General features: G+C 70.2%; 10 protein-coding genes. 7 read left to right on the top strand and 3 right to left on the bottom strand.

The window, feature by feature from the left end; genetic code table 11:
* From ACWGI8_RS30065 to ACWGI8_RS30090, 6 genes are all read left to right on the top strand, one after another.
* On the top strand, positions 1–652 hold a 652-nt coding region (locus ACWGI8_RS30065), incomplete at its 5' end, for a TraR/DksA family transcriptional regulator (protein WP_453665644.1).
* A 208-nt stretch (positions 653–860) separates the two neighbouring features.
* A complete protein-coding gene (lspA, locus tag ACWGI8_RS30070) occupies positions 861–1,424 on the top strand; it encodes a signal peptidase II (RefSeq protein ID WP_453665645.1) in 564 nt (187 codons plus the stop codon).
* 269 nt (positions 1,425–1,693) lie between these two features.
* Positions 1,694–2,635, top strand: a complete 942-nt coding sequence (locus ACWGI8_RS30075; protein ID WP_453665646.1) for an RluA family pseudouridine synthase — start codon at positions 1,694–1,696, stop codon at positions 2,633–2,635.
* The gene (locus ACWGI8_RS30080) at positions 2,632–3,102 is read left to right on the top strand and encodes a GNAT family N-acetyltransferase (protein ID WP_453665648.1); all 471 of its coding nucleotides are present in this window, start codon (positions 2,632–2,634) and stop codon (positions 3,100–3,102) included. The genes ACWGI8_RS30075 and ACWGI8_RS30080 overlap by 4 nt, the downstream gene beginning before the upstream one ends.
* A gap of 586 nt (positions 3,103–3,688) precedes the next feature.
* Positions 3,689–5,275, top strand: coding sequence for a Na+/H+ antiporter (locus tag ACWGI8_RS30085; protein WP_453665649.1), 1,587 nt, complete (start codon positions 3,689–3,691; stop codon positions 5,273–5,275).
* Between the two features lie 144 nt (positions 5,276–5,419).
* Positions 5,420–6,166 carry an SDR family NAD(P)-dependent oxidoreductase gene (locus ACWGI8_RS30090; protein ID WP_453665651.1) on the top strand — a complete coding sequence of 249 codons (747 nt, stop codon included), beginning with the start codon at positions 5,420–5,422 and terminating at the stop codon, positions 6,164–6,166.
* Here the strand turns inward: ACWGI8_RS30090 and ACWGI8_RS30095 are convergent.
* Positions 6,138–7,271, bottom strand: coding sequence for a mechanosensitive ion channel family protein (locus ACWGI8_RS30095; protein ID WP_453665653.1), 1,134 nt, complete (start codon positions 7,269–7,271; stop codon positions 6,138–6,140). The genes ACWGI8_RS30090 and ACWGI8_RS30095 overlap by 29 nt on opposite strands.
* 23 nt (positions 7,272–7,294) lie before the next feature.
* Here ACWGI8_RS30095 and ACWGI8_RS30100 point away from each other — a divergent pair, with 23 nt between their 5' ends.
* Complete coding sequence (locus ACWGI8_RS30100; RefSeq protein WP_453665655.1) at positions 7,295–7,864, top strand: dienelactone hydrolase family protein; 570 nt, start codon at positions 7,295–7,297, stop codon at positions 7,862–7,864.
* Positions 7,865–8,031: 167 nt separating this feature from the next.
* Here ACWGI8_RS30100 and ACWGI8_RS30105 read toward each other — a convergent pair whose 3' ends face one another.
* Both ACWGI8_RS30105 and ACWGI8_RS30110 read right to left on the bottom strand, forming a co-directional pair.
* Positions 8,032–9,027, bottom strand: a complete 996-nt coding sequence (locus tag ACWGI8_RS30105) for a zinc metalloprotease (protein WP_453665656.1) — start codon at positions 9,025–9,027, stop codon at positions 8,032–8,034.
* A gap of 284 nt (positions 9,028–9,311) precedes the next feature.
* Complete coding sequence (locus ACWGI8_RS30110) at positions 9,312–10,955, bottom strand: alkaline phosphatase D family protein (RefSeq protein WP_453665658.1); 1,644 nt, start codon at positions 10,953–10,955, stop codon at positions 9,312–9,314.
* Positions 10,956–10,982 lie beyond the last annotated feature (27 nt).

Raw genomic sequence — 10,982 nt, forward strand, 5'->3', positions numbered from 1 at the left:
GAAGGCCGCAGCCCGGAAGGAGGCGGCGGGGCGCTCGACGGCGTCCTCCACAGCGGCGGCCGCGAAGGCGCCGGGCAGGAAGGCGGCTGCGAAGGCAGGCGCCAGGAAGGCCGCCACGGCGGCCAAGGAGGCGGCAGAGGCCGCGGAGCAGACGGGAGCCAGGACGGTGGCAGCCAAGAAGAGCGCGGGCGGGACCAGTACGGCCACGAAGGACGCCGCTTCGGCGGTGCCCCCGTCCCGTGGCGCCGCCGCACCGGGAGAGCTCGCGGTACGGCCGGGCGAGGACCCCTGGACCCCTGAAGAGGTCGCCGCGGCGCGCGCCGAGCTGGAGAGCGAGATGGCCCGTCTGCAGGCCGAGATCAGCCACTCCGAGGAGTCGCTGACCGGGCTGATGCGGGACTCCGGGGACGGCGCGGGCGACGACCAGGCCGACACCGGCACCAAGAACATCACGCGGGAGCACGAGATGGCGCTCGCCGCCAACGCCCGCGAGATGCTCGAACAGAGCGAGCGGGCGTTGCACCGCCTGGACACCGGGACGTACGGCCTCTGCGAGATCTGCGGAAAGCCGATCGGAAAGGCGCGGATGCAGGCGTTCCCGCGGGCGACCCTGTGCGTGGAGGACAAGCAGAAGCAGGAGCGGCGCGGCTGAATCCGCACACGGGTCCGCCCACGGGGCCGCACCCTGGTCCGTGCGCCAGTGCGTGCCCCGGGCCGTCGCCCCGGTCCGTCGCCCCGGTCCGTACGGGGCCGTTCCGTGGTCCGTACACGGAGCGGACTCGGTGCCGTACTCGGAGCGGAGTCCGTACGCGTGTGCCGTACCCTCGTGATCAGTCAGGCACCTAGTTTGAGGGACTCACGTGGCAGAGGCGGAGCGCATCATCGGTACGCCGGATGTTGACGACGACGAGGCTGCGGCTTCTGCCGAGCAGCCCAAGGGCAGGCGCCGGATCTTCGCGCTGTTCACGGTGGCCGTCATGGCCTATCTGCTGGACCTCGGCAGCAAGATGATCGTGGTGGCGAAGCTGGAGCACCATGAGCCGATCAAGGTCGTCGGCGATCTGCTGAAGTTCGAAGCGATCCGGAACCCCGGTGCCGCCTTCGGTTTCGGCGAGGCCTTCACCATCATCTTCACGATCATCGCGACGGCCGTGATCGTGGTGATCGCGCGTCTCGCCCGCAAGCTCTACAGCCTGCCGTGGGCCATCGCGCTCGGCCTTCTGCTCGGTGGCGCGCTCGGCAATCTCACCGACCGGATCTTCCGTTCGCCCGGCGTCTTCGAGGGTGCGGTGGTCGACTTCATCGCGCCCGCGCACTTCGCCGTCTTCAACCTGGCCGACTCGGCGATCGTGTGCGGCGGCTTCCTCATCGTGATCCTGTCCTTCAAGGGCCTGGACCCCGACGGGACCGTCCACAAGGACTGACCGCCGGGACCGGACTCATGGCCGGACAAGACATCCCACGCGGATAGGCGTCAAGCCGCGGTGGCAGAGAGATCTTGCGGTGGCTGAGGCAGGTCCACCGTCGTCTCGTGTGTCTCGATGTCCGCCGGTGGGCGCGGAGCCGACCTCGTCTTGTCAACAGGACTCGATGGTCCGGGCATACTCAAAGGCTTGCTCCGCGCCCGGAAGGCCGGTGACCAAGATCAGGGCTCGCTTACCGTCCTTCGCGTCCCATTAGGCATACTCGACGGGTGAGCACCCTTCCCGACATCCGCACCCTGCCCGTACCCGACGGTCTGGAGGGCGAGCGCGTCGACGCCGCCATCTCCCGCATGTTCGGGTTTTCCCGCACGAAGGCGGCCGAGCTCGCTGCCGCGGGCAAGGTCCAGGTCGACGGCTCGGTGGTAGGAAAGTCCGAGCGGGTCAGCGGGGGCTCCTGGCTCGAGGTCGAGATGCCGCAGGCACCGGCGCCGGTGCAGATCGTGGCCGAGCCGGTCGAAGGCATGGAGATCGTGCACGACGACGACGACATCGTCGTGATCGTGAAGCCCGTGGGCGTGGCCGCCCACCCGAGCCCCGGCTGGACCGGCACGACCGTGATCGGCGGGCTCGCGGCGGCGGGGTACCGGATCTCGACGTCGGGCGCCGCCGAGCGCCAGGGCATCGTGCACCGGCTGGACGTCGGCACCTCCGGGCTGATGGTGGTCGCCAAGTCGGAGCGGGCGTACACCCTGCTGAAGCAGCAGTTCCGGGACCGTACGGTCGACAAGCGCTACCACGCGCTGGTGCAGGGCCACCCGGACCCGCTGAGCGGCACGATCGACGCGCCCATCGGCCGCCACCCCCAGCACGACTACAAGTGGGCCGTGACCGCCGAGGGCAAGGCGTCCGTCACCCACTACGACCTGATGGAGGCGTTCCGGGCGGCCTCGCTGCTGGACATCAAGCTGGAGACGGGCCGTACGCACCAGATCCGGGTGCACATGGCAGCCCACCGCCACCCGTGCGTGGGCGATCTGACCTACGGCGCCGACCCGACGATGGCCCGGCGGCTCGGTCTGACCCGGCAGTGGCTGCACGCGGTGCGGCTCGGTTTCGAGCACCCGTCGGACGGCCGGTGGGTCGAGTTCGAGAGCCAGTACCCCGACGATCTTCAGGCGGCGCTCGACAGGATCGCGGCGGAGAGCGCGTGAGCGGCTTCGTCGTACGGGAAGCGGTGGACCCGGCGGACCTGGAGGCGTGCTTCGCGGTGCGCAAGGAGGTCTTCGTCGTCGAGCAGCGGGTGCCGCAGGAGATCGAGTACGACGCGTACGACGCGGCGGACGCGGACACGATTCACGTCCTCGCGGTCGGCCCCGACGGTCCGCTGGGCACGGGCCGGCTGCTGCACGGCCCGGCCGCGGCGGGCAAGACCGGCGGCGACGCGTCGGTCGGCTCCCTCGGCAGGCTCGCGGTGACCAAGGCGGCCCGCGGCCTCGGCGTCGGCGTGGCCCTGGTCCGCGCGATCGAGGACGCGGCGCGGGGGCGTGGTCTCGCCGCGGTGGATCTGCATGCGCAGACGCATGCGCTGGGCTTCTACGAGCGGCTCGGGTACGAGGCGTACGGCCCGGAGTTCCCGGACGCGGGCATTGCGCACCGGGCGATGCGGCGCGCGCTCTAGGTCCTGTCCGGGCGATCTTCGAGGACCAGGCCGCGGCGTCAGATGCATGGGGTCTCCCCAGGCCCGGAGGGCCGAGGGGACGCATCGCAAGGCGGTGGGGGCACCTCCCAGGCGCAGCTCTGGGGGAGATCGCCCTCGTACTGGACGTACTTGGGCGACTCCGACAACGCAGCGAGGTGCCGTAGCTGGGGGTACCTCCCAGGCGAAGCTCTGGGGGAGCGTCGCGGGCCCGACAAGATCGCCCGGACAGGACCTAGCCTGCGCTCTCCGGGGCTCCGCCCCGCAGTCCCAGCCCGTCCGGCGCTTGAGGACACGGCCGAAGGCTGTACGGGGGCTGGGGCTTGCCCCCAGCCACCCCCAACCGTCCACGCCCCCAGCGAGAGCTACGTCACGTCTCCTCAGGTCCCGCATGGTGCATCCCGCCTCAGCGGTAGCGGGAGGTATCCGACACCACAGAGACCCGATGCTTGTTCGGGATCCTGAATTCGACCGCTGAAAACAGCAGGGGATCGGGCTGGTCAAGGGGAAGTACGTGGCAGGCTTGCAGGGCTGATCGTCGATGTTTCGACCGTCCGAAGGTGCGCCCGTGGACCAATTGGCCCTGCTGTTCGTGCTGTTGCTGGGGGCCGTGGTCACGGTGCCGCTCGGGGAGCGGCTGGGGCTGCCGGCGCCGGTGCTCATGACGATCGCCGGTGTGGTGCTCGCACTGTTGCCGTTCGTGCCCAATGTCGGCGTGCCGCCCGAATACATCCTTCCGCTGCTGCTGCCGCCCCTGCTGTACGCCGCCGTGCAGCGCACCTCCTGGCGGCAGTTCGCCGCGAACATCCGGCCCATCCTGCTGCTCGCGGTCGCCCTGGTTTTCGTCACCACGGCGGCGGTGGCGGCCGTGGCGAACGCCGTCGTGCCCGGGCTGCCGCTCGCCGCGGCGGTCGCCCTCGGCGCGCTCGTCGCCCCGCCCGACCCCGTCGCCGCGACGGCCGTCGCCGGATCGCTCGGACTGCCCCGCAGGCTGGTGTCGATCCTGGAGGGCGAAGGACTCTTCAACGACGTCACCGCGATCGTGCTCTACCACGTGGCGATCGCGGCAGTCGTCAGCGGGACGTTCTCCTGGCCCCGGGCGGTGGGGGAGCTGGTGCTCTCCGCGGTGGTCGCCCTGGTCGTGGGCCTGGTGCTCGGCTGGCTCTCCAACCGGCTCATGGGGCTGCTCGGCGACCCGACCCTGCAGATCGGGCTCACCCTGCTCGTGCCGTACGTGAGCTATGTGCTCGCGGAGGAGCTGCTGGGGTCCGGTGTGCTCGCCGTCCTGACCACCGCGCTCTATCTCGCCGAGAACGCCGTCGACGCGGACGACGTGATGGGGCGGCTCGCGGGGAACACGTTCTGGCACATCGTGGACACCCTCGTGACCGGCGTCGCCTTCGGTCTCATCGGTCTCGAACTCCAGCACGTCTTCGGCACGGCCGCAGGGCGGTGGGCCGAGATGACGGCGTGGGGCGCGGCGGTCGTCGGCGTCGTCGTGGTCGTACGGTTCCTGTATCTGATGCCCGCCACCTGGCTCGCGAAGCGGCTCCACAAACGCAGGGACTACGACGAGGAGATCCCGGTCGGCTGGCGCGAGACCGTGGTCATGTGGTGGTCGGGCATGCGGGGCGTGGCCTCGGTCGCCCTCGCCCTGGCCATTCCGCTCAGAACCGGCGACGGGGCGCCGTTCCCCGCGCGCGACGAGATCATCTTCATCGCCTTCGCGGTGATCATGACCACCCTGGTCGCCCAGGGGCTCACCCTCCCATGGCTGGTCAAGCGGCTCGGCGTACGGGCCGACACGGACGCCGAGCAGGCGCTGGAGCGGCAGCTCGCCGTGCGCGCGGCCAAGGCGGCGAAGCACCGGCTGAAGGAGATCGAGGAGGTCGAGGAGCTCCCGGAGGACACCGCCGAGCGGCTGCACCGCGCGGCGTACGACATCGGGGCGCGGATCAGCCCCGACATCGTCGACGAGGAGCGCCGTGAGTGGTTCGCGCAGCGGGTGGCCCGGTTGCGCACGATCCAGCGCATCCAGCGCGAGATGATGTCGGCCGCCCGCCACGAGGTCCTCGCCGCCCGCAGCGAGCCGGGCACCGACCCGGAGGTGGTGGACCGCGTTCTGCACCACCTGGATGTGCGCAGCCTCCGCTGACGCCGCGTCCCGTACGACACCGGCCGGCGAGCACGTGCCGCGCGGCGCCGGCCGGCGTCGTACGGGGACGCGGGACGCGGGACGCGGCTGGCGGTCCGCCGATCGAAGCCCGGCGGAGCGCGGTGCCGGTCGTAGGATCAAGGTATGGCGCGCACCGTGGTGATCAGTGGCGGAGGTACCGGGATCGGGTTCGCGGCGGCGGAGGCGTTCGCCGCGGACGGGGAGCAGGTGGTGCTGCTCGGACGGCGCGAGAAGGTGCTCGCGCGGGCGGCCGCGCGGATCCCCGGCGCCCGCTACTGCGCCGCCGATCTCAGCGAGCCCCAAGGCGCCAGGCGCGCCGCGGAGTTCGCCGAGCGTGAGTACGGCACGGTCGATGTCCTGGTGCACAGCGCGGGCGGCAACGGAAGGCTGGAGGAGCAGCCTGAGTTCGAGGACCCGCTGGAGGCCGTCGCCCACGACTGGACCGTGAACTTCCGGCTCAACATCCTCACGGCCGCACTGCTCACCGAGGCCCTCAAGGACCATCTGGCGACGCCCGGCGGCCGTGTCCTGTTCCTCAGCTCGATCGCCGCCTACCGCGGCTCCGGCTCGGGCGCCTACGCCGCTTCCAAGGCCGCGCTGCACCCGTACGCGTACGACCTCGCGCGCCAACTCGGGCCGCGCGGCATCACCGTGAACCTGGTGGCGCCCGGGTTCGTCGAGGAGACTGGCTTCTTCGGGGGCGAACTCCCCGAGGAGCGCCGCAAGAAACTCATCGCGGAGACCTCCACCGGCCGCGCAGGACACCCCGGCGACGTGGCCCAGACCCTGCGCTGGCTCGCCTCACCGGCCGCCGGTCACATCACCGCCCAGGTCATCCAGGTCAACGGCGGCGCGGAGCACGGTCACTAGGGCCTGTCGTCCCTGGCCACGGCCGGTACGGGACGGAATCCTCCTCCGGTTCCGGGTGCTCGCCGGGCGGCTGTGCCGCCTGTGAGGTCGTGATGCGGGGCAGCGCGTGCGGCTGGTGGTCGCAGAGCCAGGCGATCAACTGCTCCCGCACCGCGCACCGCACCGTCCAGAGGTCGTCCGCGTCCTTCGCGGTGACCACCGCCCGTACCACCATCGTGCTCGCCGTGGTGTCCGTGACCGCGAGCGACCAGTCGCGGCCGTCCCACGCCGGGCACTCGCGCAGGACGTCGTGGAGCCGCTCGCGCATCTCGTGCACGGGCGCGGAGTGGTCCAGATGGAAGAAGACCGTGCCGGTCATCTGGGCCCCGCCGCGCGACCAGTTCTCGAAGGGCTTGCCGGTGAAGTACGAGACCGGCATCGTGATCCGGCGCTCGTCCCAGGTGCGTACGGCGAGGAAAGTGAGCGTGATCTCCTCGACCGTCCCCCACTCGCCGTCCACGACGACCGTGTCGCCGATCCGCACCATGTCGCCGAACGCGATCTGCAGCCCCGCGAAGAGATTGCCCAGTGTCGACTGTGCCGCGATACCGGCGACGATGCCGAGGACGCCGGCCGAAGCGAGCATGGACGCGCCGACCGTCCGCATCGCGGGGAAGGTCAGCAGCATCGCCGCGACCGCCACCACCCCCACCACCGCGGTCACGACCCGCTGGATCAGCGTGACCTGCGTACGGACCCGGCGAACCCGGGCCGGATCGCGGGTCGAGGCGGCATAGCGGCTGTAGGAGGACTGGACGACGGCCGTCGCGATCCGCACCACCAGCCAGGCCGAGGCACCGATGAGCACGAGCGTCAGCATTCGCCCGATGCCCGCCGCGTGCTCCTCGACGACCCCGATCCCCGTCTGCCGGAACGTCCCTCTGAGCAGCGCCGTACCGAGCACCGCCTGGAGCGGAACGCGGCAGCGGCGCAGCAGGCCCCACAGGGGGGTCTCGGTGTGCCGGGCGTCGGCCCGGCGGAGCAGCAGATCGACCAGCCATCCCACCACCGGAGTGAGCACGACCGAGCCGCCGGCAACGATCAACGGGCGCAGCACGTTCTCCATGTCTTCGAACGTAACCTGACCGCATGGACATCATGCTTTTTCACTCGACGTTCGGTCTGCGCCCCGCGGTACGGGACGCTGCCGAGCGGCTGCGGGCCGCCGGGCACGAGGTGTGGACGCCCGACCTCTTCGACGGCCGGACGTTCGAGACGCTCGAAGAGGCGAGGGCCTACAAGAACGAGATCGGCCTGGACGAGGTCCTGAGGCGGGCGATCGTGGCCGCCGCGCCCCACTCCGAGCGTGGACTCGTCTACGCGGGCTTCTCGTTGGGTGCGGCCGTCGCGCAGAACCTGGCGCTCGGCGACGAGAAGGCGCGCGGGCTGCTCCTGCTGCACGGCACGTCGGACATCGCGCCGGACACGAAGGTCGACGAGCTGCCCGTACAGCTGCATGTCGCCGACCCCGACCCGATGGAGCCGCACGACTGGCTGACCGCCTGGTACCTGCAGATGGGCAAGGCGGGGGCGGACGTCGAGGTCCACCGCTACCCGGGTGCCGGGCACCTCTACACGGATGCGGACCTGCCCGACTACGACGAGGACGCCGCCGAGCAGACCTGGCGGGTGGCGCTCGGCTTCCTGGAGACGCTGTAGGCCCTACGAGCGCCTACGAGCGCCGAGCCGCTCGAACAGCTCGAACCGCCCGTCGGTCACGTCCCCCGGCGCATGAATGGCGCCAGGCCAGGGAGTGTCTTCGAAGGAGCGTCGTCCGCCCGCCGGGCAGACGGGACTTCGAAGGCACTCCCTGGAGGAGAGCGGTGTCAGCCCGCTCGGTAGGCGGTCCAGCTGTCCTTCATCCGCTGCACCTGGCCTGCGGTGAACTGGTACATGCAGGCGTCGTAGGTGTAGTCCATGAAGTTGTGGATCGGGTCGACGCCGGTCTTGTTGACGCAGGTGTCGCGACCGGTCGGGCAGGCGTACGCGGCGCTCTTCTCGGCCGGGGTGTCGGCGACGTAGTCGCCGTTGCCGTTACAGCCGCCCTGGAAGGTGTGGTAGAGCCCCATCCAGTGGCCGACCTCATGGGTGGCGGTGTCGCCCTCGTCGTAGTTGGTCGCCGAGCCGCCGGGCAGTGAGGTGTCGAGCAGCACCACACCGTCCATGGAAGGGCTGGAGTTGTAGGACGACGGGAAGGTCGCCCAGCCGAGCAGACCGCCTCCGAGGTTGGCGGTGTAGACGTTCAGCGCGCCGGCGCCGCCCCGGCGGAGGGTGGACTTCATGGTCTTCTCGGCGGTGGAACCGGAGCTCAGGTTGTACCAGGACGCGTTGTCCGTGTAGTCGGTGCCGGCCAGCGAGAACTGGAAGGTGGAATCGGTGTTGCCGGTGCCCTGGCCGCTGTAGGCCGCGTTGAGGACCGCCATCTGGTTGCTGATGTCGGTGGCGCTGAGCTTGCCGGTGGCGCCGTCGTGGACGACGTGGAAGTAGACCGGGATGGTGGTCGACGCGGCGACGGACAGGCCACGGGCGTTCGTCCTCGCCGCCCCGAGTCTCTTCTTCAGATCCGCGTCCATGGCCTTGGCCTTGGCCTCGGTGACCTCGTTGGGCTCATGGGCGTGGCCGGAACCGGACGGCCGGGACTCGCGGGCGGCGGCGCTCGCGCCGTCCTCCGCACAGTCCTTGGCGGACGAGGCGGCGGGGGTCTTGGCGGCGGCGATCCCGGTAGGGGCGGAGAGCGGAGCGATGGCCAGGGTTCCGGCCATGATTGCCGTACCGATTGCGCGGTTACGCAAACGTGGGGATATACGGACAAGGGCACGCATTATGTCTCCTTGCGGGGGGTTGTGAAGGGGCCTTCTTGGCCACCGCGGGGAGATTACGGGTGCATGCCAGATGTAGTTGAGGATTGATCAAGCCCAATCAATCTTTGAGCAATTGAGGGCATCAGGGAGAAATCCTTCAGCCCTGTCCGGGGTTTGAGATCTGCGTGTAACGAATGGGCATAGAGAAACGGGTGGTGTGTCCGCATTGGTGCTGCGGAGCACACCACCCGTTGTGGCGATGTGATGAGGTGTTAACAGATCACGGAGTGGCTGAATTTCGCCCCTCAGTGCACCGGCTGGTTCACGCGCTCGACCTTCTGCGTTCCGTTGAGCGTCCGGTACGAGCGCGCCCAGGTGGCCGTCGCGTCCTGCCGCGCCTTGTCGGAGAGGACGTAGTAGTCCATCTGCGAGCGCTCGGCGGTCACGTCGAGCACGCCGTACCCGTGGCTGTCCATGTCGAGCCACTTCACATGGCGGTTGGCGGCCTTGAGGGCGGTGGACGCCACCAGCGAGAGCGTGCCCGGGGCGACATGCAGGGTGTCGTCGAGGTTGTCGGAGGTCACCGACGTCACCACGAACTCGGTCGCGGCCGACCGCGACAGCGGGTACGTCGCCGCCGTCACCGGTACGTCATTGGCCCAGGCCATGTGGATGTCGCCGGTGAGGAAGACCGTGTTCTTGATCCCGCGGTCGGTCAGATGCTTCAGCAGCTCCTTGCGGTCGTCCGTGTACCCGTCCCACTGGTCCACGTTGATCGCGAGGCCCTCCTTGGGCAGACCGAGCAGCGCGGCGATCGGGCCCAGCAGATGGGCCGGTACGGAGCCGAAGGCGACCGGCGAGATCATGACCGACGTACCGACCAGCTTCCAGGCCGCGTCCGAGGACGCCAGGCCCGACTTCAGCCAGTCGAGCTGGGCGCGGCCGGTGATCGTGCGCTCCGGGTCGTCGACCTTGCCGCTGCCCACCGACGCCTGCTGCGAACGGAACGAGCGCAGGTCCAGCAGGTGCAGATCGGCCAGCTTGCCGAAGCGCAGCCGGCGGTAGACCGTGCCCTCCGTCGAGGCGCGTACGGGCATCCACTCGAAGTACGCCTGCCGAGCCGCCGCGGCGCGCGCCGCGAAGTCGCCCTCGGTGCCCGGCGTGTGGTTCTCGGCGCCGCCGGACCAGCTGTCGTTGGCTATCTCGTGGTCGTCCCAGATCGCGATGACCGGGTGCGCGGCGTGCAGCGCCTGAAGGTCGGCGTCCGTCTTGTAATTGCCGTGCCGGGTCCGGTAGTCGGCGAGGCTGACGATCTCGTGCCTGGGCTCGTGCCGCCGTACGACGTACTTGTCCTCCGGGTAGCCGCCGCTCTCGTACTCGTAGATGTAGTCGCCGAGATGCAGGATCGCGTCCAGGTCGGCGCGGGCCGCCAGATGCCGGTACGCCGAGAAGTAGCCCGACTCCCAGTTGGCGCAGGAGACCACTCCGAAGCGCACTCCGGGCGCGGCGGCGTCGGCGGCCGGGGTGGTCCGCGTACGGCCGACGGGCGAGACCGCCGAGCCGGCGGTGAACCGGAAGTAATGAACGGTCGCCTGGCGAAGTCCCCTTACATCCACCTTGACGGTGTGGTCGGAGGCGGCGGTCGCGGTCGTCCGCCCGCGGGCGACGACGTTCGAGAAGCCCTTGTCCTCCGCGACCTCCCAGCTCACCTCCGTGTCGGGGCCCTTGCCCGAGCCGGGCAGGGCGTCCGGTGCCGGGGTGACACGGGTCCACAGCAGTACGCCGTCGGGGAGCGGGTCGCCGGAGGCGATTCCGTGGAGGAAGGCCGGGCCCTGCTCGACGGCAGAGGCGGCGGTGGCACCCGCGAGAACGGGTGCGGCAACAGCCGTGGCGGCAGCGGCCTTGACGACCGTGCGGCGGCTCGGTGATGAAGGGAGTCTGTTGGTCACGGCCGATCAGATTACTGACCAGTAAGC

The organism is Streptomyces sp. NPDC054841, from assembly GCF_053611045.1.